The 25,078-nt window shown below is 43.0% G+C and carries 24 protein-coding genes and 1 riboswitch; of the genes, 1 reads left to right on the top strand and 23 read right to left on the bottom strand.

The genetic code is table 11. The annotated features are described in order from the left end of the window. Positions 1–144: 144 nt before the first annotated feature. Positions 145–245: riboswitch (TPP riboswitch) on the bottom strand. Between the two features lie 129 nt (positions 246–374). After that, a complete protein-coding gene (locus ACFOGI_RS06975) occupies positions 375–1,280 on the bottom strand; it encodes an endonuclease I family protein (RefSeq protein ID WP_390270522.1) in 906 nt (301 codons plus the stop codon). A 366-nt stretch (positions 1,281–1,646) separates the two neighbouring features. Between ACFOGI_RS06975 and ACFOGI_RS06980 the strand changes: the two genes are divergently transcribed. Next, positions 1,647–1,904, top strand: coding sequence for a tyrosine-type recombinase/integrase (locus tag ACFOGI_RS06980; protein WP_390270584.1), 258 nt, complete (start codon positions 1,647–1,649; stop codon positions 1,902–1,904). Positions 1,905–2,000: 96 nt separating this feature from the next. Here the strand turns inward: ACFOGI_RS06980 and glnA are convergent, their stop codons facing one another. The 22 genes from glnA to ACFOGI_RS07090 all read right to left on the bottom strand — a co-directional run. Continuing rightward, a complete protein-coding gene (gene glnA, locus ACFOGI_RS06985) occupies positions 2,001–3,338 on the bottom strand; it encodes a type I glutamate--ammonia ligase (protein ID WP_390270525.1) in 1,338 nt (445 codons plus the stop codon). Positions 3,339–3,413: 75 nt separating this feature from the next. Further along, a complete protein-coding gene (locus ACFOGI_RS06990; RefSeq protein WP_390270527.1) occupies positions 3,414–3,806 on the bottom strand; it encodes a MerR family transcriptional regulator in 393 nt (130 codons plus the stop codon). Between the two features lie 111 nt (positions 3,807–3,917). Then, the gene (locus ACFOGI_RS06995) at positions 3,918–5,168 is read right to left on the bottom strand and encodes a methionine gamma-lyase family protein (RefSeq protein ID WP_390270530.1); all 1,251 of its coding nucleotides are present in this window, start codon (positions 5,166–5,168) and stop codon (positions 3,918–3,920) included. A 6-nt stretch (positions 5,169–5,174) separates the two neighbouring features. Next, positions 5,175–6,413 (bottom strand): GTPase HflX, encoded by a 1,239-nt coding sequence (gene hflX, locus ACFOGI_RS07000; protein ID WP_390270533.1) that lies wholly within the window; start codon positions 6,411–6,413, stop codon positions 5,175–5,177. 96 nt (positions 6,414–6,509) lie between these two features. Next, the gene (gene spoVK / locus ACFOGI_RS07005) at positions 6,510–7,442 is read right to left on the bottom strand and encodes a stage V sporulation protein K (RefSeq protein ID WP_390270536.1); all 933 of its coding nucleotides are present in this window, start codon (positions 7,440–7,442) and stop codon (positions 6,510–6,512) included. A 126-nt stretch (positions 7,443–7,568) separates the two neighbouring features. Further along, on the bottom strand, positions 7,569–7,793 hold the full coding sequence (hfq, locus tag ACFOGI_RS07010) for an RNA chaperone Hfq (RefSeq protein ID WP_390270539.1): 225 nt from the start codon (positions 7,791–7,793) through the stop codon (positions 7,569–7,571). Between the two features lie 38 nt (positions 7,794–7,831). Then, a complete protein-coding gene (gene miaA / locus ACFOGI_RS07015) occupies positions 7,832–8,767 on the bottom strand; it encodes a tRNA (adenosine(37)-N6)-dimethylallyltransferase MiaA (protein WP_390270542.1) in 936 nt (311 codons plus the stop codon). Between the two features lie 31 nt (positions 8,768–8,798). Continuing rightward, complete coding sequence (locus ACFOGI_RS07020) at positions 8,799–9,248, bottom strand: Dps family protein (RefSeq protein WP_390270545.1); 450 nt, start codon at positions 9,246–9,248, stop codon at positions 8,799–8,801. Between the two features lie 53 nt (positions 9,249–9,301). Continuing rightward, the gene (gene mutL / locus ACFOGI_RS07025) at positions 9,302–11,152 is read right to left on the bottom strand and encodes a DNA mismatch repair endonuclease MutL (protein WP_390270548.1); all 1,851 of its coding nucleotides are present in this window, start codon (positions 11,150–11,152) and stop codon (positions 9,302–9,304) included. A gap of 18 nt (positions 11,153–11,170) precedes the next feature. Next, positions 11,171–13,777, bottom strand: a complete 2,607-nt coding sequence (gene mutS / locus ACFOGI_RS07030) for a DNA mismatch repair protein MutS (RefSeq protein ID WP_390270551.1) — start codon at positions 13,775–13,777, stop codon at positions 11,171–11,173. 146 nt (positions 13,778–13,923) lie between these two features. Then, positions 13,924–14,493 (bottom strand): outer spore coat protein CotE, encoded by a 570-nt coding sequence (gene cotE, locus ACFOGI_RS07035; protein ID WP_390270554.1) that lies wholly within the window; start codon positions 14,491–14,493, stop codon positions 13,924–13,926. A gap of 186 nt (positions 14,494–14,679) precedes the next feature. Next, on the bottom strand, positions 14,680–15,108 hold the full coding sequence (locus ACFOGI_RS07040; RefSeq protein WP_390270557.1) for a RicAFT regulatory complex protein RicA family protein: 429 nt from the start codon (positions 15,106–15,108) through the stop codon (positions 14,680–14,682). 1 nt (position 15,109) lies between these two features. Next, positions 15,110–16,666: a tRNA (N6-isopentenyl adenosine(37)-C2)-methylthiotransferase MiaB gene (gene miaB / locus ACFOGI_RS07045; protein WP_390270560.1), complete on the bottom strand. Its 1,557-nt coding sequence runs from the start codon at positions 16,664–16,666 to the stop codon at positions 15,110–15,112. A gap of 191 nt (positions 16,667–16,857) precedes the next feature. Continuing rightward, complete coding sequence (locus ACFOGI_RS07050; protein ID WP_390270563.1) at positions 16,858–17,118, bottom strand: stage V sporulation protein S; 261 nt, start codon at positions 17,116–17,118, stop codon at positions 16,858–16,860. A gap of 105 nt (positions 17,119–17,223) precedes the next feature. Next, the gene (locus tag ACFOGI_RS07055; protein ID WP_390270566.1) at positions 17,224–18,018 is read right to left on the bottom strand and encodes a TIGR00282 family metallophosphoesterase; all 795 of its coding nucleotides are present in this window, start codon (positions 18,016–18,018) and stop codon (positions 17,224–17,226) included. A gap of 119 nt (positions 18,019–18,137) precedes the next feature. Next, positions 18,138–19,700 (bottom strand): ribonuclease Y, encoded by a 1,563-nt coding sequence (rny, locus tag ACFOGI_RS07060; RefSeq protein ID WP_390270568.1) that lies wholly within the window; start codon positions 19,698–19,700, stop codon positions 18,138–18,140. Between the two features lie 251 nt (positions 19,701–19,951). Continuing rightward, positions 19,952–20,986 carry a recombinase RecA gene (recA, locus tag ACFOGI_RS07065; RefSeq protein WP_390270571.1) on the bottom strand — a complete coding sequence of 345 codons (1,035 nt, stop codon included), beginning with the start codon at positions 20,984–20,986 and terminating at the stop codon, positions 19,952–19,954. A 174-nt stretch (positions 20,987–21,160) separates the two neighbouring features. Further along, the gene (locus ACFOGI_RS07070; RefSeq protein WP_390270574.1) at positions 21,161–22,408 is read right to left on the bottom strand and encodes a competence/damage-inducible protein A; all 1,248 of its coding nucleotides are present in this window, start codon (positions 22,406–22,408) and stop codon (positions 21,161–21,163) included. Continuing rightward, a complete protein-coding gene (gene pgsA, locus ACFOGI_RS07075; RefSeq protein ID WP_390270577.1) occupies positions 22,405–22,983 on the bottom strand; it encodes a CDP-diacylglycerol--glycerol-3-phosphate 3-phosphatidyltransferase in 579 nt (192 codons plus the stop codon). Before pgsA ends, ACFOGI_RS07070 begins: the two co-directional genes overlap by 4 nt. 138 nt (positions 22,984–23,121) lie before the next feature. Continuing rightward, positions 23,122–24,048, bottom strand: a complete 927-nt coding sequence (locus ACFOGI_RS07080; protein WP_390270579.1) for a helix-turn-helix domain-containing protein — start codon at positions 24,046–24,048, stop codon at positions 23,122–23,124. Positions 24,049–24,066: 18 nt separating this feature from the next. Next, positions 24,067–24,858, bottom strand: coding sequence for a DUF3388 domain-containing protein (locus tag ACFOGI_RS07085; protein ID WP_390270587.1), 792 nt, complete (start codon positions 24,856–24,858; stop codon positions 24,067–24,069). A gap of 33 nt (positions 24,859–24,891) precedes the next feature. After that, positions 24,892–25,078 (bottom strand): hypothetical protein (locus ACFOGI_RS07090; protein WP_390270581.1); only part of this gene is annotated, 187 nt, incomplete at its 5' end.

The following is a 25,078-nucleotide window of genomic DNA, read 5'->3' on the forward strand; positions in this document are numbered from 1 at the left end:
GGTTACAATGACCTTCACCGCTCGGGACTCGAACCCTAAAGCGTGCGCACATGCCGGGCACACAAAAAATAAACCATTTCTAATAAAAGAAATGGTTTTGAAGTCACGTTTTGAAAAAAACACCTTATAAATAAGGTATAACAGTCGATCTATGTACCACTTCCCTTCGCTAGTATTACCTAGTGCAGGTTCAAGGGTTAAGACAAATGTCTCTCTCAGCTTTTTTAGCACCCCTAGTGTTACCACTTATATAATTTTCTACTACTCATATTCACACAATTTCAACTTCAAATCAAGGGTTTTATTTGATATATATTTAAACTTCCAGTTATCACGTTGTTACCTTGAGATAATTTACTAAATACCATTATATGTTAAAAGCATTTTACCATTTCCTTTGGAAAGTCGATGAACGGGTTCCGATTTCCTTGAATTTCATAAATGGCCTGGTTACGGTGTTTTTCATAAAGGTCAGGTGGGAAATTCTGATGCCAATCCAATAATAAATCTGTGTCGATACCTTCCTTATAAGACGATTCTATCTCGTCAGGATATCTGATTAAAAAATACAACATGGCTCTCGCCACTGTTCCTTTGCCACTTTCAGGCTCAAATAATCCTTCATCTGCCTTTCCACACTTCTCTTCTATTCGTTTCGACATCAATTCTTCTGGTTCATAATCCTTAAAATCATGGTATGGATAATTGCTCCTTATAGAATTACAAACAGGTTCACATGTAAACAGATGATGGAGATCCCCTCGCATTGGTTCTTGCTTATTGAACCAGGACTGTGGAACGGAATGTTCACAATTATATTTGAAATTTTTCTCAATCTGGTCCCATTGAATAGCTAGCTGATTTTGATTACCGTCAGTTACCTTTTCAATCTCTTCTTTTCGTCTTTTGGAAATGGCATAGTCCTCTTTGATCACTTCTTCCGCTTCCCTTCTTCTATCTGAATAAATGCTTGTAAGATTACCATCAGGACGTAGATCAACCCAAGGGTAAACATACTCGCTCGGGTCGTAACTCAGCTTGTTCGTGTGGGTGTCCCGAAGAAGGTGTTCTAATGACTGAACCAGTTCGTTGCCATCAGTGTTTTCAAATACGATATTTTTATAATACTGCTCGATCTTTTGCTTATCTGTTTCCTCATCGTAATATTCTTTTTTGTCTTTCTGTATATTTTCTTGTGTTTCTCTAAGCTGAGAGAGAATGAGGTTCATATGCTGAAGATCTTTGGTTGGAAAAATCTTTTGATCAGGGTATAAACTCATATATATTCCTCCTTTACCAGTAGAGCTACAACACAACAAAAATGGTTAGATGCTTTGTTTTACCAGGGAACAAGTCCTTATGGATATAGTAGCACTGGATGATATTGCCAACAATATGTCAAAACTACCAATCAATTTATGATTCTAGTTCAAAATCTTAGTATTGTTGATTTACTGGTCTTTATGAAGGTACGAAGAGGAGTTGAGTTAGAGAAAGCAAAGAAATGAGTTGGTAGGTCCTATAAGAAATAGCGTTGTCGAAGAGCTGCGATTCCATTTGAATTGGCAAAACCAAAACAAAAAACAGATCAAAGACCTTATCATCATGAACTAAATCTCGTGTTGTGCCGAAATGATGGAAACTTTATGCCAAGATCAAGCCTCCATAATGCCTTTTCTCGAATACTAAAACAGTCAGGTATCCAGTCATTACCTATCCACTCCTTACGACATACTCATGCTGTATTGCTATTGGAATCCGGGGCGGATATGAAATATGTACAAGAACGCTTAGGACATGGTAGCTATCAAATTACTGCAGATGTTTATTCCCACGTATCCAGAAAAATGGAACAAAAAAATACCGCCCAATATGAAGCTTATATGGACGATATTTTAAAATAATTTTTTTACTCTTTTTGGGGGTGAATTGGGGGTGAACCCAATCGCTGACCTCAAAATAGAGCTAACACCCCCAACAAGAATCCCTTCATATCAGGATTAGTAAGTAGTCAGATACTGCTCTCTTTCCCAAGGATGTACAGTAGTCCTAAACATATCCCATTCGATTTCTTTGGCTTCAACAAAATGTTCGTACAAGTGTTCACCCAGCGCATTGACGATTACCTTATCTTGCTGCATTTCTTCTAATGCACCCATCAACGTTGCAGGGAGATCCTTAACTCCATTTTCTTCGCGCTCCTCTTTGGTCATTACATAGATGTTACGGTCTACAGACTGTGGAGGAGTAAGTTTATTTTCCACTCCATCAAGTCCGGATGCCAGTAATACAGCCATGGCCATATAAGGGTTAGCAGAAGGGTCCACACTGCGTACTTCAATACGTGTGCTGAGACCGCGGGATTTCGGAACACGGATTAAAGGACTTCTGTTAGAAGCAGACCATGCAACATAGGAAGGTGCCTCATACCCCGGAACCAAACGTTTATAGGAGTTTACCGTCGGATTAGTTACTGCAGTAAAGTTAGTCGCATGTTTCAAGATACCTGCAGTGAACTGATATGCTACATCACTCAGTTCCAAGTCACCGTTCTCATCCAAGAATACATTCTCTCCATTCTTGAACAAGGACATATTAACGTGCATACCGGAACCATTTACACCAAACAATGGCTTTGGCATGAATGTAGCATGGAGATTATGTTTCCTTGCGATCGTCTTTACGACAAGTTTGAATGTTTGGATATCATCTGCATGTTTGACAGCATCGGAATATTTAAAGTCGATCTCATGCTGGCCAGGTGCTACTTCGTGGTGGGAAGCCTCAATTTCAAAACCCATTTCCTCCAATTCGAGAACGATATCCCTGCGGCAGTTTTCTCCCAGGTCTGTAGGTGCCAAGTCAAAATAACCGCCATGGTCATTCAACTCAAGGGATGGTTGACCTGCCTCATCCAGTTTGAACAGAAAGAATTCAGGCTCTGTTCCGATATTGAAGGAATCAAAACCAAGCTCTTCCATTTTCTTCAAGTTGCGCTTCAGATTATATCGTGGGCAGCCTTCAAATGGTGTGCCATCCGCGTTATAAATATCACAAATAAACCGGGCAACCTTGCCTTTCTCGGAAGTCCAAGGGAACACCACAAAGGTGTCCAGGTCTGGATAAAGATACATATCAGATTCTTCAATACGAACGAACCCTTCGATAGAAGAACCATCAAACATCATCTTGTTATCAAGAGCCTTATCCAACTGGCTTAATGGAATTTCGACATTTTTTATGGTTCCCAGCATGTCGGTGAATTGCAGTCTGATAAATCTCACATTTTCTTCCTTAATCTGTTGAACAATTTCATCTTTCGTTAACTTCTTCCCCATTCATTTTCCTCCTAGTATATGATTAAGTAATCATCAGGAAATTCAATCTTTCACTTTGAAATCTCCCTATACTTTTTACCGTTTTATAAAGAACCTGGATAATTCACCCTGCCTCATGCTTGCTTTGCCGAACCTTCCCGCTTCGTTCAATTCTCTTTTCAGGATCTTTCTCATTTCCTTATCACTGATGTCTGAATCTTTTGCTTCAGTGGACTCTTTCTTTTCTTCCTCTTCGGAAAGCAGCAATTTAATACCAGCAATATTCAAGCCTTTATCCAACAAATTTTTAATTTCCAGTAGCTTGTCCACATCGTTAAAGGAAAAAAGGCGCTGATTGCCTTTCGTTCTTTCCGGGTGAACTAGACCGTGCTCCTCGTAGTACCTGATCTGTCTAGCAGTCAGTTCGGTGAGCTTCATCACTATTCCAATTCCAAATAAGGGCATAGAACGACGGTCCTGATCATTCATTTATGTATCCCCCTCGATCTAGTAATTATTATTATAAGTTATGTTAGTTATGGTGTCAATCAAATGTTAAGATACCTTACATAAAAATTATCTAACTCTTCACTTACTTGCTTATTCCCTCTCCGACAGCAGAATATTCTTCTTGTTCAATGATTCTACAGCTTCGGTTAATGCAATCTTTACATGGGCATAGATGAGCCCACCCTGTATAAAGACAGTATAAGGTTCTCTGACAGGCCCATCTGCAGACAATTCGATACTCGACCCTTGAATAAAGGTCCCTGCTGCCATAATTACTTCATCTTCATAGCCTGGCATTTCACTGGGATATGGGGTTACATAGGAATTCACGGGCGAGTTTTTCTGTATCTCCTGACAGAAGGCAATCATTTGCTCTCGTGTATGAAAGCTTACAGTCTGAATAAGATCAGAGCGTTCGGCATCGTACTCGGGAGTTGTTTGAAATCCGGCCAATTCTAAAAATCTTGCGGTGAATACAGCACCTTTAAGGGCCTCTGCCACAACATGTGGCGCCATAAAAAACCCTTGGTACATTTCTTGCAAGGTTCCAAGGGTTGCCCCAGTTTCCTTCCCGAGTCCTGGTGCAGTCAGGCGGTTCGCACATTTCTCGACAAGCACCCCTTCCCCGGCGATATAACCACCCGTACGAGCAAGGCCACCACCAGGGTTCTTGATAAGGGAACCGGCAATGATATCGGCTCCGACATGCAGAGGCTCCTTATCTTCAACAAATTCCCCGTAGCAGTTATCAACAAAAACAATGATATTTTTATCTATCTCCTTGATAAACCTAATCATTTCTTCGATTTGCTCTATGGTAAACGAGGGTCGATCATCATATCCTTTAGAACGCTGAATACCCACCACCTTCGTCTCTTGGCCAATTGCTCTCCCTGTTTGTTGAAAATCCACACGTCCGTCTTCCATAAGAGGGATTTCCTGATACTTTATCTGGAAATCCCTTAAGGAGCCTGAAGCGGTCCCTCTTTTGCCGATCACTTCTTCCAATGTATCATAGGGCTTGCCTGTCATATAAATGAGTTCATCCCCTGGGCGGAGAAGTCCTGATAGTACAGTGGAGATGGCATGGGTTCCGGAAACCAACTGGGGACGTACCAGGGCATCCTCCCCACCGAAAACGTCTGCATACACAGCCTCCAATCCTTCACGTCCAAGGTCGTCATATCCATAACCTGTAGTCGCGTTGAAATGGCTATCACTGATGCGGTGCTTTCGAAATGAATCAAGGACCCTCTTTTGATTCATTTCAGCAATTTTGTCAATCTCTATATGTTTGGCAGCACAATCATGTTCTGCCTGTATTTTCCATTCATCTATCATATATTATTAGTACTCCTTTATTACGCTATTTAGCGGATGCTCACTTCGTATGAATCCCTCGATATGGTATTGCTCTTTTTCTTCGACAAATTGCTTCTTTTCTACAATACTTTCTCGCTCCAACTTGCTCAATACCTTGCCTTCTTCGGGTGGCAGCATTGCAGAATACTTCTCCCAATGTTCCATGAGCACTATCTCTATTTTTTTCAAAAGAGTAGTGATATCGTCATCGTCAAAGGCACTTATTGCAATCGAAGGATGCTGCATCGGGATCAGATCCTCTTCGAACAGATCTTTCTTATTATAGACTGTCAATATTGGGAGCGTATGGGCGTTCAATTCTTCCAATAAGTTTATGACAGTGTCCTGTTGACTAGCCTGATCTGGATGGGCTCCGTCCACCAAATGAAGGATGAAGTCCGCCTCCGTCACTTCTTCCAGGGTGGAGCGGAAAGCTGCGATAAGCGAAGTTGGCAGGTCTTGAAGGAAACCCACCGTATCTGTCAACAAGGTTTGGAAGCCGGATGGCAGTTGTATTTGCCTGGTCAAAGGATCCAAGGTCGCAAATAATTGGTCTTCTGCGAGAGAGCCACTGTTTGTAAGCTTGTTGAACAGCGTTGATTTACCAGCGTTGGTGTACCCTACAATGGCAATCTGGTGGGCATCATTAGCCTTTCTGCGTTTACGGTACTGCTCACGCTGCTGAACAACCAGCTTCAGTCTTCGCTTGATATCAAAGATCCTCCTTCGAATGTGGCGCTGGTCCGTCTCCAACTTCGTCTCCCCTGGCCCACGGGTACCGATTCCGGCACCGAGCCTGGACATCGCTGCACCCTGGCCATGGAGCCGCGGAAGCATATACTCAAGCTGAGCAAGTTCCACCTGCATCTTTCCCTCTTTTGTATGCGCCCGTTGGGCAAAGATATCTAAAATCAACTGACTTCTGTCTATTAAACGAATCCCAAATCTATCGGATAAATTGCGCAGCTGCCCAGGCGATAACTCATCATTGGAGATGACAAGGTCAATATCCAGTTCATCAATTGTTTCCGTAATCTCCTCAATCTTGCCTTCTCCCATATAAGTTGCGGGGTGAATCTGCTTGCGGTTCTGAGTGACGACCGCCTGCACTTCCCCCCCAGCAGTATTGCTTAAAGAAATCAATTCTTCCAGAGAAGAACGAAAGCGATCACTTTGCTGGTTGTCTCTATTGACTGCCATGATTAGTATTTTCTCTTTTGGCATATCATTCCCTCTTTCTGTATGCGTTACTGTTAGAAACAGTATACCCGCAAAGACTCTACCATATCATACCAAAGTAAATTCCGAATAACAAAAGGACTAATCATTCCTTCCTCTTCTCTCTGTCTCGATGTCTTTCCTGGTAAGGTAGACCAAATCATCTGGTGAAACCTTGGCCTGCTGCAGCAATCTTACCGCATGCTGTCGAACGGCATTCTCTATGACATTGCGGATATAGCGGGCATTGGAAAAATTTCTTCTGTTTTGCTGTGTTTCCTTCTGCAGGCGAGAGCGTAAGGCCCATTCTGCTTCTTTTGTCAACTTATATTCCCGTTCAGATGCCATCTGTCTTGCTATTTCCATTAGTTGTGAAACATTATAATCATCAAAATTGAGGATAAATGGAAATCTTGATTGCAAGCCAGGGTTTAATGAGAGGAATCGGTCCATTTCATTCGGGTAACCAGCCAATATAAGGACCAGGTCATTATGATCATCTTCCATATGCTTCACCAATGTATCAATCGCCTCTTTGCCAAAGTCCTTTTCTCCACCACGTGCCAATGAGTATGCTTCATCAATAAAAAGAACTCCACCCTTTGCCTTTTGGAGAATGGACCTTGTTTTTTGTGCAGTTTGCCCGATATATTCACCCACTAGGTCTGCCCGTTCCGCCTCAATAAAATGCCCTTTGGAAAGAAGACCCATATCATGATAAACATTGGCAAGTTTTCTGGCTACTGTTGTCTTACCTGTTCCCGGATTTCCTTTAAAGAGCATATGAAGCACCTGGGGGGAAGCTCGTAATCCCTGTTGTTTTCTTTTTTCATTAATGACAATGGATGCATAAATTTCTTTAATTGTCTGTTTAAGTTCGTTTAATGCGATGAAGGAGGAAAACTCTTCATCTATATGGGAAAAGGGATTGTTTTTCAATTTATACAGTTGACCATCCACTTCCTCTGGCTCCCTTTGATCCTGAAAGACTATATTAATTTTTCCATTGATGTTTTGGATCATTTGAGTTTCCATGCCATCACTCCTATCCATGTCAGTATACGCACGCGTAAAATAGGATGTGACAAATGCCCATATTCCTGACTATTGGGTTGACATCCATATAAAAAGCGGACGCCATGGCGTCCGCTGTTCTTCTATTTATTCTTTATCCAATGTGACATTCTTGGCAGGGGCGAAAGTGGAGATAGCATGCTTAAAAATCAGCTGCTGCTTCCCTTCCGTTTCGATTAGAATGGTAAAATTGTCGAATGCTTTTATAATCCCCCTCAATTGAAAACCGTTTGTAAGGAATACCGTGGTAGAAATATGATTCTTTCTTAACTGGTTTAAGTATTGGTCCTGAATGTTCACCGATTGTGCCATGAAACTTCCTCCTCTTTTCTGTCTGTATTATATACTTTCTATATGTCGTTTAAAACTCCTGCTAGATCATCTAAAATTAATCTAAATCTTTCATTGACTGTACTGGGTTCCAGCCTGTACCATTCAACATCCATTTTATTCTTAAACCAGGTGAATTGACGCTTTGCATATCTTCTGGAGTTCCGCTTTAAAATGGCGACACACTGCTCGAGACTCTGATCCCCTTCTATATAAGGAATGATCTCTTTATAGCCGATAGCATTCATGGACTGGCTGTTTTGGTAGCCATACTGGTATAACTGTTCAACTTCTGAGACCAGCCCTTTTGCCACCATTTGGTCCACTCGTTCATTAATCCGCTGGTATAGGAGTTCCCTTTCCATTTCAAGCCCGATGAGTTGATGGTGATACAGACTCGGTGACTCTTGTTGTTTCAGATAGTCAGTCATGGTCTGCCCTGTAGTCTCAAAGATTTCCAGAGCCCTCATGACCCTGCGATGATTATTTGGATGGATTTTTGCTGCTTGCACAGGGTCCACTTTCTCCAACTTGGAATAAAGAGGGTCAATTCCCTGTTCAGCAATAATACGTTCATAATGCAGGGTCAGGGCATCATTTCGTTTCTGTTCCGTGAATTGGTAATCATACAGAATTGACTGGATATATAAACCACTGCCCCCTACTAAAATCGGCAGTTTCCCACGAGTGGAGATTTCAGTAATACACCTGCGGACATGGTACTGAAAATCAGCAACAGAAAATGGCTCGTCCGGATTTTTTATATCGATCATATGGTGTGGAATTCCTTGCATTTCGCTTTTCGTAGCTTTCGCCGTCCCGATATCCATTCCTTTGTATACCTGCATCGAATCACCGCTGATCACTTCCCCATTGAAACGTTTCGCGACTTCGACACCTAATTTCGTCTTACCTACTGCAGTAGGCCCTACAATAGCAATAACTGTTTGTTTCATTCCTCTTCCCCTAATTTATAACTTTTAACTTTTATTCATATGCTTCATAAGCACGGAGCATCCAACAGTACTTTTCCAGTTTTCCTTGATAGGTAATGAGCAAGTCGGCGGTTGGCTGGTCATCGTTCTCTTCTGCCAATGGCAGACCCTCTTCCCGAATCTCCCGTATTAGTTGACTGAAGTCTTCCAAGAGACGGGTCACCATTTCGTTCTCTTTGTCGTCAGCGGTCGCTTCTGGCAGTGTTCCTTCTTTCAAATATTTGGACATAGTAGCAAGCGGCTTCCCTTCAATTGCTAAAATTCTTTCTGCTGTTTCATCCAAATCATCTGCTATCATTTCATACATCTCTTCGAAGGTCTGATGAAGTTGGAAGAAATGTCTGCCCTGTACGAACCAATGGTAACGATGGAGCTTCACGTAAAGAATGAAATAATTGGAAAGAAGCTGGTTGAGAAAATTGATCAATCGCTGATTTTCCATAGGACACCTCGTTTTTTCTACTATCATGGACACGCGATATCCTATTTATACCTCTACATAACTCTCTTGAACATCTTTTCCAGTTCATAAGTAGAGAAGTGGACAATGATTGGGCGACCATGCGGACATGTAAATGGATCCGTAGACTCACGCAAATCTTCAAGCAGTCGGGACATCTCGTCCTGATTCAAATAATGGTTTGCTTTAATGGACCGTTTACAAGACATTAAGATAGCTGCTTCTTCCCTTAGGGTTTCAATATCAATTTTTTCCATCTGAATGACCTGTTCAACCATTTCCCTGATGACTTCCTCTTCGTAACCAGCTGGAAACCAGTTAGGATGGGAGCGGATCACGTAAGTCTGGTGTCCGAACGGTTCAAAGAACAACCCGACATCTTCTAGTTTGTCTTTATACTGCTCTATGAAGATAGACTCCTGGCGGGAGAATTCAAACGTCAGAGGTAATAACAACTCCTGGCTTTCCCTTATGGTCCTTCCCAGTCTCCGTTTGAAAAATTCATATTTGATTCGTTCTTGTGCTGCATGCTGATCGATCATATACAAACCATTTTCATTCTGTGCAAGAATATAGGTCCCCTGCAACTGTCCAATGGGATACATGGCTGGTATGCGCCTTGTCTCAGATGGGGACTCAGGGGGGGCCACACGTTTCTCTTCCTCATCCACAGGAGGAACAGCTGGCTTCGGCCTTGCCGTCTGGTCAGCCAAAGAAGCCCCCTGCTCTGCGGCTGATGGTAGGCTGCTTTCCTCCCACGTCCATTCCCCCCTTGGTTCTTTAACAATGGGGGCCGTTGGAAGCGGTGATGTATTTTCGGGGGCCTGTGGAGTATTGAAGTCCAGGTGCTGCTGTTCTGTCCTCTCTTTTTTCACCGGCTTTTGCTGTACCTCCGGAATCAACGTTGCTTCTCTGAATTTCCGGCGGATGGTATCCTCAATCAAAGCGAACAGTTCCTTTTCTTTACTGAATCTGACTTCCAGCTTTGTAGGGTGTACATTGACATCCACTAAGATCGGATCCATTTGAATGGCCAGCACCACAATCGGATACCTGCCAATAGGCAGTAAAGTATGATAAGCCCGAATGATTGCTTGGGTCAGCGGGATGCTTTTTATATATCTACCATTGATGATCGTAGATATATAGGAGCGATTCGCCCGGGTGACTTCCGGTTTGGCGATATATCCTTCTATGGTGAAATCAAGACTTTCATTTTTAACAGGAAGCATTTTTCTAGCTACACCCATGCCGTATACTTTCGAAGCAACCTGCAGCATATCTCCAGTCCCGGCCGTCTGGAACAGCCCTTTTCCATTATGGATAGCCTCAAATCGTATGTCTGGATGGGAGAGTGCCAGGCGGTTGAGCAGATCTGTAATATGTCCTAGTTCGGTGTGAAGGCTTTTCATGTATTTAAGCCGTGCAGGTGTATTGAAAAATAAATCATCCACCGTAATTTCCGTCCCTTTTCTTGCATCACCTTTTGTTTTATTGGTGATCCTTCCTGCTTCCAGCTCCAGCAGCGTACCAGCTGCATGGCCTCGGGAAGTTTTAACAGATAATCTGCTGACAGAAGCGATGCTCGCCAAAGCTTCTCCTCGAAATCCCAGAGTATTGACATGGAATAAATCATTCTCATCCCTGATTTTGCTTGTGGCATGCCGTAAGAATGCTCGTTCACAATCTTCCTCGGCCATTCCATCTCCGTCATCAGTAATTCTGATTTGCTGAAGACCTGCTTCTGTCAATTCAATCTTGATCCATTTGCTGTTTGCATCAATACTGTTCTCCACCAATTCTTTTACAACGGAGGCGGGACGCTCCACCACCTCGCCTGCCGCTATTTTATTCGCAAGCGAATCGGGCATCTGTACAATCTTCATGCAAACAATCCTTTCTATCTAATCCTGTTGGTTTTTGGCTTTTTTATGCAATTGGTATAACTGATTCATAGCATCCATCGGTGTCATGTCAAAAAGCTCGAGATTTTTAAGTTCCTCCACGATCTTCTGTTCCGATTGTCCCTGTTTAGCCTTTACAGGTGGGTTCGAAGGTTCTGCGTGTGCAAAGAAAGAAAGCTGTCCTGATTCTGTTTCAGGTTCGGCTTCAGGTCGAGCAGTCTCCTTTCCGTCCCAGTTTGTCTCGAGTTGTTCCAGTATATCACTGGCCCTCTTGATCAGATTTTCTGGCAGATCAGCAAGCTTGGCAACATGGATGCCATAGCTTTCGTCTGCGGCTCCGTCCTGAATTTGATGCAGAAAGACAACATTCCCTTCAAATTCCTCTGCTCGCACATGAATATTCTTCAACTTGTCTAGAGATTCTGCCAGGGATGTCAATTCATGATAATGAGTGGAAAATAGTGTTTTGGCACCGATATGATCATGGATGTATTCGACAATGGCTTGAGCCAAAGCCATTCCATCATAGGTGCTCGTCCCTCTTCCAATTTCATCCAATAGGATAAGACTTTTATCCGTTGCATTGGCAATTGCATGATTCGCCTCAAGCATTTCAACCATAAAGGTACTTTGTCCGGAAACAAGATCATCCGCTGCACCGATCCGGGTGAAAATTTGATCAAAAATGAAGAGCTCTGCTTGTTCGCACGGTACAAAGCAGCCGATTTGCCCCATGATTGCTGTCAATGCCAGTTGCCGCATATAAGTACTCTTCCCTGACATATTCGGTCCTGTTATCAGCAGGATATTCCGTTCATTGTTCAGGAAGACGTCATTCGGAACAAAGGACCCATCTTTCATCACTTGCTCGACCACTGGGTGACGCCCCTGTTTGATTGACAATTTATGATCGGAGAATTCAGGCCGTATATAATTGTTTTCCTCACTCACTGTCGCAAATGATTGTAGAACATCAATAGCACTGACAGTTTCAGCTAAGCTTTGCAGTACAGGGATATGATTTTTCATCTCTTCTCTGATTTCGGCAAACAATTGATACTCCAAATCCACGCTTTTCTCTTCCGCTTCCAGGATCAATTGCTCTTTTTCTTTCAATTCAGGGGTTATGTAACGTTCAGCATTTGCCAAGGTCTGTTTTCGTTCATAACGTCCCTCCGGCAGCAAGTGAAGATTGGCCTTCGTCACCTCGATATAATAGCCGAACACTCGGTTATAGCCGATCTTCAGTGACCTGATATTTGTTTCCTGCTTTTCTCTTTGTTCCAGTTCAGCAATCCACTTCTTTCCGTTTTTAGAAGCATCCCGGTATGTATCCAACTGCGGGTTATATCCATCTTTGATCAAGGAACCTTCTTTAATGGAAACAGGCGGGTCTTCTACGAGACTGTTCTCCAGTAGAACTACCAAGTTATCGGGAAATGTCAGGTTTTCAGCTAATTCTCGCACTTCTTTTTGTTCGAACTGTAGCAAGCATTCTTTTAATGTAGGAATCTTTTGCAAAGAGCGCCTGACTTGGACAAGGTCTTTTGCATTCACATTACCAAAAGCGACCCGTCCGGCAAGCCGCTCTAAATCGTAGACCGATTTAAGGATGTCACGCAACGAATCCCTCTCCATGAAATTCCGATAAAACCCTTCTACCACTTCCTGTCGACGTTCGATTGAAGCCTTATCCAATAATGGCCTTTCCACCCATTTCTTCAACATTCTGGAGCCCATTGCTGTAACTGTCTGATCCAAGACCCACAGCAAACTGCCTTGCTTGCCCTTTTTCATGATTGTTTCCGTCAGCTCCAAATTTCGCTTGGAATACATATCCAGGGATAGGGAATTCTGAAGCTCGATCACTTCGGCTTCCTGTAGATGATCGAGCGACCTTTTTTGTGTATCTTGTATATAATTGATCAACCGACTGAACCCTTCAATCAATCGGTTGTCATTCAAATGCCTGCATAAAGGACGATGTTCTCCTTTTAAATCTGCTTCTTTCTGGTAGGAAAGAGTAGGATTCACTTTTTCACGGAGAACGTCCTGCCGTTCTTCAGGAAGTTCCGGACTGATAACCACTTCCTTAACCGGTTGGTTGTAGAGCTCATGAATGACGGCCTCCCATCCTTGTTGGATCAATGCCAAACGGTTTTCACCTGTTGACAGGTCATTATAAGCAATTACGTAAGACCCATCTTCAAAATGGGAGAGGCTTGCGATATAATTATTCTCCCCGTCATCCAACATGCTGCGCTCCATTACCGTCCCGGGCGTAATCAGCTGAATGACCTCCCTTTTGACCACTCCCTTTGCGGCCTTAGGATCCTCCACCTGTTCACAAATGGCTACTTTATACCCTTTTTCTATCAGCGTTCTTATATAGTTTTCCGCTGAGTGGTACGGCACACCACACATCGGGATGGGTTCCTTCTGCCCCGAATCCCGCTTTGTCAGTGTAATTTCCAATTCTCTGGCCGCCGTCACTGCATCCTCAAAAAACATCTCATAGAAATCTCCCAGACGGAAGAAAAGGAAGGCATCTTTATACTGCGCTTTTATCTTTAAATACTGTTCCATCATCGGTGTATGTTTCACCATCACTCATCCTCCAAAACCCAAATCTATTAGAACATTATATCATACATGCAAAAGTGGAGGCGACTGTTGGAAACATCAGGCATCCAACAAGGTACCGTATTGACGCATAAAAAAATACAGGAGATTAATATCTCCCGTATTTTTACCTAATCCTTATGATGGTCCAGGAAATCCGCTTTCACATCATCCAACTCGTCGTCGCTCACCTCAAAATCCCACAGTTCATCATCATCATCGTCGAACTTCTCCCACCTTGGGTCGACCTTCACTCGAATCTTTGTTTCTCCAATGACTTGCACTACAAATTCCCTTTCAATTTCCACAACAATTTTTTGCCCTTTTTGTTCAATTTTACACTCCAAGCAGTTTGGCTGCTGAATCACTCTGGCGTAGACATCAAAGTCATCATTTAAACATTGATCGTCCTTTACAGACAATGGAACCAAATCGCGATATGTTACCCTTTCTGTGACAACCTCTGTTTTTGTATTGTCATTATACGAATACCAGATGTTGATCTCGTAGCTTCCATTGATTTCTACGGTATCTTCAGATTTTTTCTTTGCATTATATAAATGGTTGATCACCCAGCAGCCTAAAATACTGGATGGTCTATGGGAAGACGAAACAAGGTGAGTGTCTTTTGTGAACTTTTTTCCTTTCCCAATCACGGCCTTTGTTATGATCTCTCTATAATCGTTATCAAGAAAAGTCATAATTACGTTTACCTCCTCTTTTTTCATAGTCATTTTATGCAAGACAAATACCTAAAGTGCATAGCTGACTTTTAAAAGGAGGAAGCTTCTTCATAGATTACTGTTTCTGTTGCTCTTAACAGGACAAAATCGTTGAAAGCAGCCTTATATATAAAAACCAGGCTCCGCAAATTGGAGCCTGGTTTTTTAGTGGGCACATCCAGCATCTTTGGACGACTTGGAGCCTGTTTCACCAGCAAGTATATCCCCACCGGTGGATTCGATGACATTATTGGTAACTTCTCTTGCTATTGTACCGGACACTAGCTGTAGCACATCATTGACTACAATTTGTGATTCCTTGAATTCCTGAACAACCGGTATATCATCTATCTCTGCTTGCAGCCGGTCGATTTCGGCCTCTACTTTTTTCAATGCTTCTTTCTTTTCATATGCTTGGAAATTTACCGCTTGTTTTTGCAGTGTCTTGATTTTCTGGATCAACTGCTGAACTTTTTTATTCTCATTTATTTTTGCTTCCACTTGTTTGAAACGGTCAATTTCTTCTGTATTTGCAAGCATTTCAGCAAGTTTTCTAGCCTCACCAAGTACTTGCTCGCGTGTATATTCCGCCATGTTAGTTCACCTCAACTGTTTTTTCTGCCATTATACCATTTAATGACCATGTTTTCGCTTCTGTAATTTCCACTTCTACAATGTTTCCAATTGCTGATTTAGGCCCTTTGAAATTAACGAGCTTGTTTCTCTCTGTGTACCCGGCAAGTACATCGGGATCCTTTTTGCTCTCTCCCTCTACCAAGACCTTGACCACCTTGCCTTGATACTCCTTCATAGCTTCTGCCGATTGCTTATTCACCAGATCATTCAATCGATGCAGACGTTGTTTCTTCACTTCTTCAGGTACATCATCTTTTTTCCGGGCAGCCGGTGTTCCCTCTCTTGGAGAGTATATGAAGGTGTAAGCAGCTTCGAAACCCACTTCCTTGACGAGGCTCAACGTTTCTTCAAATTGCTCCTCTGTTTCATTTGGAAAACCGACTATGATATCCGTTGTTAAAGTGGCATTTGGCATAGCTTTTCTGATCTTCCGAACCAGCTCCAGATACTCTTCCCGCGTATATTTACGGTTCATCTTTTTCAGTACTTCAGTGCTTCCTGACTGTACAGGCAGATGAATGTGATCCAGGAGGTTGCCTCCTTTTGCCAGCACTTCAATCAGACGATCATCGAAATCTCTAGGATGGGAGGTAGTAAACCTTACTCTAGGGATATCTATTTTATGGATATCATCCATTAAGTCCCCGAGTCCATAGTCTAAATCCTCCAGGTCTTTTCCGTAGGCATTAACGTTCTGCCCCAGCAGCGTTACCTCTTTGTAGCCTTGGGCTACAAGATGGCGTATTTCCTGTATGATATCCTCCGGCCGCCTGCTGCGTTCCTTCCCTCTTGTCATCGGAACAATACAGTAAGTACAGAACTTGTCACAGCCGTACATGATGTTCACCCATGCTTTGATTTTTCCTTTTCTGGCCTTAGGAAGGTTTTCGATTACATCTCCTTCTTTCGACCAGACTTCAACGATCATTTCTTTTCCGAACATCGCTTCTTTTACCAACTGTGGAAGACGGTGAATGTTATGGGTTCCAAAAATCAAATCAATATGCTGGTGTTTTTCCAGAATCCGATCGACCACCGATTCTTCTTGTGACATGCAGCCGCATACACCAATGATCAAGTCCGGGTTTTCCAGTTTCAATGGTTTCAAATGGCCGATTTCACCAAACACTTTATTTTCCGCATTCTCCCTGATGGCGCACGTGTTCAGGAGAATAATATCGGCTTCTTTCGTCTCAGAAGTAGCCTCATACCCCATTTCTGTTAAGATGCCTGCCATCACTTCCGTATCATGCTCATTCATCTGACAGCCGTATGTACGGATCAGGAATTTCCTTCCTTTCCCGATCTGCTGCATATCTTCCGGAATGGAGAAGTCATAATGGAATTGAACATCCTCTTTCCGACGCTTTCTTGCTTTATTAATGTTCGGGGACTGGGGCTCATATTCGGAATGGAAGTACTTGGAGATCATTTCATCACTGGATGTATTCTTGATTCTTTCCATGTTCTCCGGTTCTTTGATATGAGCCTGTTCTTTTCTCTGTTGCTCGTTCATCTATCTGGTCTCCTTCCTTCATAGTAAATAAGAATGCATATATGTCTGGCGGGATTCTATATTCAATCAGCTGTTTATATGTATAGAGGTACATTACTAAAGTATAAACCCTCCTGCCAATTTTAACAATATCCATGTTTTTCTCAAACAAAAAACCTTCCTATTACTAGGAAGGCGGCCATTTATCGCATTTATCTCGGTTCAATAATCAGCTTTATTGCTGTCCGTTCTTCATTATCGATCATAATATCAGTGAATGCTGGGATGCATATCAAGTCTACACCACTCGGTGCGACAAAACCTCTTGCAATGGCAATCGCTTTCACGGACTGATTCAAAGCGCCTGCACCGATTGCCTGTATCTCTGCAGAACCGCGTTCTCTTAAGACATTTGCAAGTGCACCTGCTACTGAGTTGGGATTTGATTTTGCTGAGACTTTTAATACTTCCACTACTAGTACCTCCTTCGTTTGCTATTATAGTTCTATTGCTACTATATTCTTGGAGTTGTCAGCATATTCCCTATTATGGATCAATAATTTGAAAAATTCAACTATTCAACTAAAGAATGGATGATCATCATTTATGAGGATTCTTTCTGCTTTTGTACTCCTGCCATCCTTGCCAACCGTCACAAGAATACCGTTTAATTGTTTTTTACCCTTTTTTGTAACTTCAAAACGTACGGGGAGGGAAGTTGTAAAACGTTTCAGTACCGCTTCTCTTTCTACCCCCAGGATTCCTTCATACGGTCCGGTCATCCCAACATCCGTAATAAATGCTGTTCCATTCGGAAGAATCCGCTCATCGGCAGTCTGTGTATGGGTGTGGGTACCGACTACTGCGCTGACCCTTCCATCCAAATACCAGCCCATGGCTTGCTTTTCACTGGTTGCTTCGGCATGGAAATCAACAAATATGATGTTTGTCCGCTTTTTCGCTTCATTGACTAATTCATCAGCTTTCTGGAAAGGATCATCTGTTGCCGGGAGGAAGGTCCTGCCTTGAAGGTTGATTACGGCTACTTCGGTTCCATTTAGATTGATATAAATAATCCCTTTTCCTGGGTTATTCTCCGGGAAATTCGCCGGCCGGATCATATATTTAGCATGATCAATGAATTCGAATATTTCCTTTTTATCCCACGTGTGGTTCCCCATCGTGATGACCTGGGCTCCCCATTCCAGAAATTGCTTATAAATCTTTTCCGTAATCCCCTTACCTGATGCTGCATTCTCACCATTGATGATCGTCATGGTTGGACGATACTTCTCTTTTAGCCTAGGCAGGTATTCCTCTACCATCTCTCTTCCTGGAGATCCGACAACGTCCCCGATAAACAAAATTTTCATGTCCTTATCATCCTATCTGATTATATGTTAGTAGTTTTCCCCTCGTTATTATGGATACTCATAGATAAACAGGAGCAGCCATATGGCTGCTCCTGTTTACTGCCGATTACCAGCTGATCCTATTTGGCATATTCCACTGCCCGTGTTTCTCTAATGACAGTCACCTTTATATGACCAGGATAATCGAGCTCAGATTCAATTCGTTTCCTGATGTCCCGAGCGATACTTACTGATTTGACATCATCAATTTCATCCGGTTTCACCATGATGCGAATCTCTCTTCCTGCTTGGATAGCGAAGGATTTTTCCACACCGGTAAAGGATTCTGATATCTCTTCAAGCTTCTCGAGCCTTTTGATATAGTTCTCCAATGTCTCACTTCTTGCACCAGGCCGTGCAGCGGAAAGTGCGTCTGCGGCCGCGACCAATACGGAGATAACGGACGTAGGTTCTTCATCTCCGTGGTGGGAAGCGATCGAATTGATGACTACCTCATGCTCTTTGTATTTCACTGCGAGTTCCTTCCCGATTTCAACGTGGCTTCCTTCTACTTCATGGTCAATTGCTTTGCCAATATCATGAAGTAAGCCAGCTCTTCTTGCTAGTGTAACGTCTTCTCCTAATTCAGCAGCTAGCAGTCCTGCCAAGTAAGCGACCTCGGTGGAATGCTTAAGGACATTCTGCCCATAGCTTGTACGGTATTTCAGACGACCCAGTATTTTGATCAGGTCTGGATGGAGCCCATGCACACCGACTTCAAAAGTAGTTTCTTCACCATATTCACGAATGTAATCATCCATATCCCGTCTGGCTTTGTCCACCATCTCTTCGATTCTTGCTGGGTGGATCCTTCCATCTTGCACCAGTTTTTCCAGTGCCATGCGGGCTGTCTCCCGGCGAATTGGATCGAAGCCCGAGAGTATGACTGCTTCCGGTGTATCATCGATAATCAAGTCGATTCCTGTCAATGTTTCCAAGGTCCGTATATTACGGCCTTCTCGGCCGATTATCCGTCCTTTCATCTCATCATTAGGCAGATTCACTACAGAAACAGTAGTTTCAGCCACATGATCTGCTGCGCAGCGTTGTAAGGCAAGTGAAAGAATATTCTTGGCTTTTTTATCAGCCTCTTCCTTGGCTCGATTTTCTGCTTCTTTAATCATCAGTGCGGAATCATGTGCCACTTCCTGTTCAATCCGTTCCAGAATAACCTGTTTAGCCTGGTCGGTCGTGTAACCTGAAATGCGTTCAAGCTCAGACTGCTGCTCTTGTTTCATGGCTTCCACTTTGCTTTCCATTTCTTCAATTTGTTGTTGTTTTTCCGTCAGTGATTCTTCCTTTTTCTCCAACAAGAGCTCGCGCTTGTCTAATGTTTCACTTTTACGGTCCAGATTTTCTTCTTTCTGCGTCAGGCGGGTTTCCTGCTTTTGTACTTCCAGCCGGCGTTCACGGAGTTCATCATCCGTCTTTTGACGCAACTGGTGAATCTCGTCCTTCGCTTCAAGAAGTGCCTCTTTTTTGGAGGCGTCTGCATTTCTGTGTGCTTCATCAACGATTTGTTTTGCCAAATCTTCAGCACTTGAAATTTTAGCTTCTGCAATAGATCTACGAACCAGATAACCAACAACAATACCGACGATTAGAGCAAGCAAAATGGAGATGACTAAGATTATAATGTCCACGATTTCACCTCCTATTGCTATAAAATTGTACCTTCATATTGTCGGCATATACCAAGTTCAAGGGCATAGAAAATAATACATCTTATAATAAAAATTATAAAATTATACAATCTAATTTTAATTGTCTCCTGAAGTAATGTCAAGAAAACGTAACAATTATTAATGTAGGGATTATTTCTGGTAAATACAGAAAACCTCTGCTTAACTCTAGCAGAGGTTTTGCTATAACGATTATATGACCATTAACAAGATTACACGTCAAAACTTTCCTGACCAGCCTCTTCCGTCTCCTCGGCCGACTCGTCCAGACTGTGATGAGCTCGGATTGCTGTTTGTATTTCTGACATGATATCTTCATTTTCTTTCAAGAACTGCTTGGCATTTTCCCGGCCCTGGCCTAACCTTTCCTCGTTATAGGAATACCATGCACCGCTTTTTTGGACGATATCAAGATCGGAACCGATATCCAGCACTTCACCTTCTTTGGAAATGCCTTCACCGTACATGATATCGACTTCAGCTTGTTTGAATGGTGGAGCCACTTTGTTTTTAACCACTTTGATTCTTGCTTTGTTTCCGACCATATCGTTACCCTGTTTCAAACTTTCAGCACGGCGCACTTCCAACCTGACAGAAGAATAGAATTTCAGCGCCCGTCCACCCGGAGTGGTTTCTGGATTGCCGAACATCACGCCGACTTTTTCACGAATCTGATTGATAAAAATCGCTGTCGCCTTCGATTTGTTGATGGCACCAGAAAGCTTTCTTAGTGCCTGAGACATGAGGCGCGCTTGAAGACCGACATGGGCATCCCCCATCTCTCCTTCAATCTCTGCTTTAGGAACAAGTGCTGCAACAGAGTCGACAACAATGATATCTACAGCCCCGCTACGTACGAGCGCTTCCGCAATTTCCAGTGCTTGTTCCCCGGTGTCCGGCTGTGAAAGCAGGAGTTCATCCACATCTACACCTAGAGCCCTTGCATAAGTTGGATCAAGAGCATGCTCAGCATCGATAAAAGCAGCTTGCCCGCCCTTTTGCTGTGCTTCTGCAATCGCATGGAGTGCTACAGTCGTTTTACCGGAAGACTCCGGTCCGTAAATTTCTACTACTCTTCCTCTCGGATAGCCGCCGATTCCCAGTGCTACGTCCAACGCGAGTGACCCGCTTGGAATGGTTGCTATCTTCTGTTCTCCCTGTTCACTCATCTTCATGATGGACCCTTTGCCGAACTGCTTCTCTATTTGTCTCAAAGCCATATCTAAAGCTTGTTTTTTATCACTCAATATGGTTGCCTCCTTTAATCATCTATTCCTATCATACATGGTTTTAATAGATTTGCCAAGAAAAAACGAATAAATGTTCTCCTATTTCCGGGCCTCTTTCCGATAAGAAATAGAATAATAGACACATGAAACAGTCTAAGAAATTACTTTACAGCATCCGGAATCAGCAAAAAATCAATTCAATGCCTCAAAAATAAGTTGCAAACCTTTGAGAACAGCTTTTTTTCTAATAGAGTTCCTCGTCCCATGGAGGGTGAACTTTTCAACTGAAACCATACCGTCCCTAGGCATGATGGCAATAAAAACGGTTCCCGCAGGATGGCCCTCCACCTCTTCTGGCCCGGCAACGCCAGTAAAGCTGATTCCTATATCCGCTCCTAGTTTCTGGCGGACTCTTTCAGCCATTTCCATGGCACATTCCCTGCTGACAGTCCCATTTTCCCGGATTGTTTTTTCAGAAACTCCAAGCACATTTTTCTTGACTTCCTCAGTATAGGATACAATCCCGCCGGCACACACCTTGGAAGCCCCCTCTACAGAGACAAGCCTCTCTGTGAACATTCCGCCAGTGAGGCTTTCAGCAGCAGCTATCTGTTTATGTTTTTCTTTCAGCAGCGACACCACCTGCTCTTCTATGGAGTCCTCATCCATTCCCACAAAATGCTTTCCAACTTTTGCTAGTATCTGCTGTTTTGTTTCCTCTATAAGCTCATCTGCTTCCTCCATGGTATCTGCTTTGGCAGTAAGGCGGATGACGACTCCCTCCTCTTGTGCCAAAGGGGCAATAGTGGGATTGCTCTGAGCCTGAATCAAACTGCTGACTTTATCTTCCAGCAAGGATTCACCAATTCCAATGAACTTGAGGACCGCTGACTTGATGACCCCCTTCATTCCTTTCACTTGCTGTAAATAAGGCAACACAGCATGTTCCGTCAACCATTTCATTTCCCGGGGAACCCCCGGGAGAAAAATCCAGGTTCTGCCTGCATGCTCGACGATCATGCCCGGAGCCATTCCCGCTTTATTTTCCAATACCTTTGCCCCAGCAAAAACACGGGCCTGTTTTCGATTGTTTGGTGTCATATCCATTTGTCTTTCTTTAAAGAAAGTTTCTATTTTTTTCATCGAAGAAGCATGTTCTACCATTTGCAAGCCGCTGATTTTTTGGAAAGCTTCTCTTGTCAGATCATCTTCTGTCGGCCCCAACCCTCCAGTAACCAGGATTATATCAGACCTTTTCTGTGCGCCCGCGAAAACCGCTGTTACTCTATCCAGATTGTCCCCTACCACTGCATGCTGATAGACATTTATTCCTGTTGCGGCAAACTGCTTAGAGAGCCATTGGGCATTGGTGTTGGCAATCTGCCCAAGCAGCAATTCAGTACCAACGGCAATGATTTCAGCTTTCAACGGTTTCGTCATTTAGAATCCCTCATTACATGCCAATTTTTTATAAAATAGTCCACACCAGAATAGACGGTGAAGAACAGTGCAGCATAGAGCATGATGATATCAAACGGCAGTCCAATATAGGAAAAAGGAAAGTTATGGAGCAGTAATGCTGAGATCGCTACAATCTGGGTAACCGTTTTTAGTTTCCCCATGCTGCTAGCTGCAAGTACTAACCCTTCTCCAGCTGCAACCAAACGTAGACCTGTAACTGCAAATTCTCTGCTGATGATCAGGATAACTACCCATGCTGGGGCCATGCCCATTTCCACCAATAGAATCAGGGCAGCAGAAACAAGCAGTTTATCTGCCAAAGGATCCAAAAATTTTCCAAGATTTGTAACAAGGTTGTATTTTCTTGCATAATAACCATCAATCCAGTCTGTCGTAGAAGCAATAATAAACAGTAAGGCGGCAGCGAAGTGGGATACAGGAAGGGTTTCTTCACCAATCGTCCACTCGCCCCAATCAAACGGGATACTTAGAAGAATAATGAAAATGGGAATCAAAAAAATACGGGATAAAGTGATTTTGTTTGGTATGTTCATAACTAGGTGTCCTCCTATATATAGATAGAAATTTCTTATTTGCTAGATCCATAAGATTCCAAGTTCTATTACCGGAAACCGACGATATAAAACCCTTCCCATCAAGGAAGGGTTTAATTATTCATCTGCACTGTTTTGTTACTGGATCTCTACCTGGATTTTCTGATGATCCTTGGTTTCCGGATCGACCGGGTACTCCAACACTGTATCATTCAATGCAATCTCCAGGTTTGGTGTGTAGCCTACATTAAAATTCAATTGATTTTCGTCGGTCACATCAATTTCCACCTTATCGCTTTCCCCGGTCAACGTTCCACTGTAGAGAACATTATCATTATTTTCTCCTCTTACTTCAAGCCAAGCCCCGTTGCCAGAGGCATTCAATGTAAGAATGACTTCATCCCCTGCGTTTGTCAGTTCAACCTGGGATAAAGGAGGATAGCCTGTTCCCTGTTCAATAACATTGAATGCAGGCTTTGCTTCTGGCTCAGAATCCTCGTTTCCACTGCCTTCGCTGGCAGTTTCATCACCGGATTCTCTATCATTACCACTGTCTTCGGCAGAATTACTGCCTCTTTCTTCATCATCCGCTTCACTGTTGTTTTCGCTTTCCGGATCATTGATGACCACATTGTCGTTCGGCTCCTCTACCGGTTCTGTACTCTCTCCGGACATGGCTTCCTGAATGAAATACCAAGCCGCGAAGAAAATGCCGACAACCAGGAATACCGTTATAATGCTCGGCAAAACTGAAAAAATGGCCGGCCCCCTATCGGAGCTTTCCTTTCGGCTGCGCTGCATCCTTGTATACTGGACAGAGTTTTCTTCCTCAGGATCCGGCACTTCCTCTTTATGCTCATCCAATAGTTCGTTCGGATCAAGGCCTACCGCATTAGCGTATTCCTTGATAAAGGCACGGGCATAGAACTTTCCGGGAAGGACATGGAGATTACCTTCCTCTATGGCAGTCAGATATCTTTTTTGTATTTTTGTCGTTTCCTGTAAACGATCCAAGGAAAGATTCTGTGATTCCCTGGCCTCTCTGAGCCTTGCTCCAATTTCCATAGATAAACACCATCCATTTTAAAAATCAAACATAGAAAAGCCATCCTGATGACTGTCTTGCTGTTGTTCAAAAGGTTCGTATGTAATCTCTTCGTCCTCATGGCTCCGCAGCTCAATGATATAATCGAAGTCATCCAAGTTGTACTCGGTGGCCTGTACGAATATGTCCGGATGCTCCACGACCTTAATGGCAGGCAACTGCATAATCTCCCTGATCAGCTGCCAATGTTTTTCATTGGCTCTTCTTTTGGATACTACCCCGTCGATGATATATATGTTGTCCGTGTTGTATTCCCCTTCAATCAATTGACTGCGTACCGTCTGCTTGAGAAGCGTACTGGATACAAATAGCCATCGCTTATTGGCCGATACACTTGCAGCTACCACCGATTCCGTTTTGCCAACTCTCGGCATCCCCCGGATACCGACCAATTTATGTCCTTCTTGTTTAAACAGCTCAGACATGAAGTCAACAAGTATACCAAGTTCTTCTCGGACAAATCGCACGGTTTTCCGGTCATCTGTATCCCTGTGAATATACTTTCCATGCCTCACTGCCAGTCTGTCCCGGAGCTTCGGTTTACGAAGTTTGGTCACCGATATAATATCGATGGTATTCAATATAGATCTCAGCCGGGTGATATGCTCGTCATATTTGGAGAGAATCAACATTCCTCGCTTGGAATTTTCTACCCCATTGATGGTGACGATATTGATCGACAGCATTCCAAGTAGAGAGGAGATATCTCCCAGGAGGCCCGGACGGTTATATTTTATCTCATACTCAAGGTACCATTCTGTTTTTTCCATCATATGCTCCCTCTCATGCATACTTCATTCATGTTAGCGAATCTCTTCCATAAAAGCAATATATGTACTATGATAAATGATTTTATAAAGACTGCAAAGCAATTCACTGTTTTTTGGAAAAATGAAAGAAGCTGTATGAAATATACAGCTTCTCAGGCTGTCGAGAAAGTTCTCGACAGCCTTATTTTTTTGTTCATTTTTCTGAAATTCATTTTCTTCA

The organism is Virgibacillus xinjiangensis, assembly GCF_042643145.1.
GTDB classification, from domain to species: Bacteria; Bacillota; Bacilli; order Bacillales; family Amphibacillaceae; genus Virgibacillus_O; species Virgibacillus_O xinjiangensis.

Coding starts and splice junctions, on each gene's coding strand:
- mutL (WP_390270548.1), bottom strand. CDS start 11,152: ATGAAGATTGTACAGATGCCCGATTCGCTTGCGAATAAAATAGCGGCA.
- ACFOGI_RS06995 (WP_390270530.1), bottom strand. CDS start 5,168: ATGATAGATGAATGGAAAATACAGGCAGAACATGATTGTGCTGCCAAA.
- ACFOGI_RS07055 (WP_390270566.1), bottom strand. CDS start 18,018: ATGAAAATTTTGTTTATCGGGGACGTTGTCGGATCTCCAGGAAGAGAG.
- ACFOGI_RS06980 (WP_390270584.1), top strand. CDS start 1,647: ATGCCAAGATCAAGCCTCCATAATGCCTTTTCTCGAATACTAAAACAG.
- miaA (WP_390270542.1), bottom strand. CDS start 8,767: ATGAAACAAACAGTTATTGCTATTGTAGGGCCTACTGCAGTAGGTAAG.
- ACFOGI_RS06975 (WP_390270522.1), bottom strand. CDS start 1,280: ATGAGTTTATACCCTGATCAAAAGATTTTTCCAACCAAAGATCTTCAG.
- pgsA (WP_390270577.1), bottom strand. CDS start 22,983: ATGAACATACCAAACAAAATCACTTTATCCCGTATTTTTTTGATTCCC.
- ACFOGI_RS07085 (WP_390270587.1), bottom strand. CDS start 24,858: ATGGAAAAAACAGAATGGTACCTTGAGTATGAGATAAAATATAACCGT.
- ACFOGI_RS06990 (WP_390270527.1), bottom strand. CDS start 3,806: ATGAATGATCAGGACCGTCGTTCTATGCCCTTATTTGGAATTGGAATA.
- hflX (WP_390270533.1), bottom strand. CDS start 6,413: ATGCCAAAAGAGAAAATACTAATCATGGCAGTCAATAGAGACAACCAG.
- glnA (WP_390270525.1), bottom strand. CDS start 3,338: ATGGGGAAGAAGTTAACGAAAGATGAAATTGTTCAACAGATTAAGGAA.
- mutS (WP_390270551.1), bottom strand. CDS start 13,777: ATGGTGAAACATACACCGATGATGGAACAGTATTTAAAGATAAAAGCG.
- miaB (WP_390270560.1), bottom strand. CDS start 16,666: ATGAACGAGCAACAGAGAAAAGAACAGGCTCATATCAAAGAACCGGAG.
- cotE (WP_390270554.1), bottom strand. CDS start 14,493: ATGACTTTTCTTGATAACGATTATAGAGAGATCATAACAAAGGCCGTG.
- ACFOGI_RS07020 (WP_390270545.1), bottom strand. CDS start 9,248: ATGGAAAATCAGCGATTGATCAATTTTCTCAACCAGCTTCTTTCCAAT.
- ACFOGI_RS07080 (WP_390270579.1), bottom strand. CDS start 24,048: ATGGAAATTGGAGCAAGGCTCAGAGAGGCCAGGGAATCACAGAATCTT.
- hfq (WP_390270539.1), bottom strand. CDS start 7,793: ATGGCACAATCGGTGAACATTCAGGACCAATACTTAAACCAGTTAAGA.
- spoVK (WP_390270536.1), bottom strand. CDS start 7,442: ATGGAAACTCAAATGATCCAAAACATCAATGGAAAAATTAATATAGTC.
- ACFOGI_RS07040 (WP_390270557.1), bottom strand. CDS start 15,108: ATGGCGGAATATACACGCGAGCAAGTACTTGGTGAGGCTAGAAAACTT.
- ACFOGI_RS07070 (WP_390270574.1), bottom strand. CDS start 22,408: ATGACGAAACCGTTGAAAGCTGAAATCATTGCCGTTGGTACTGAATTG.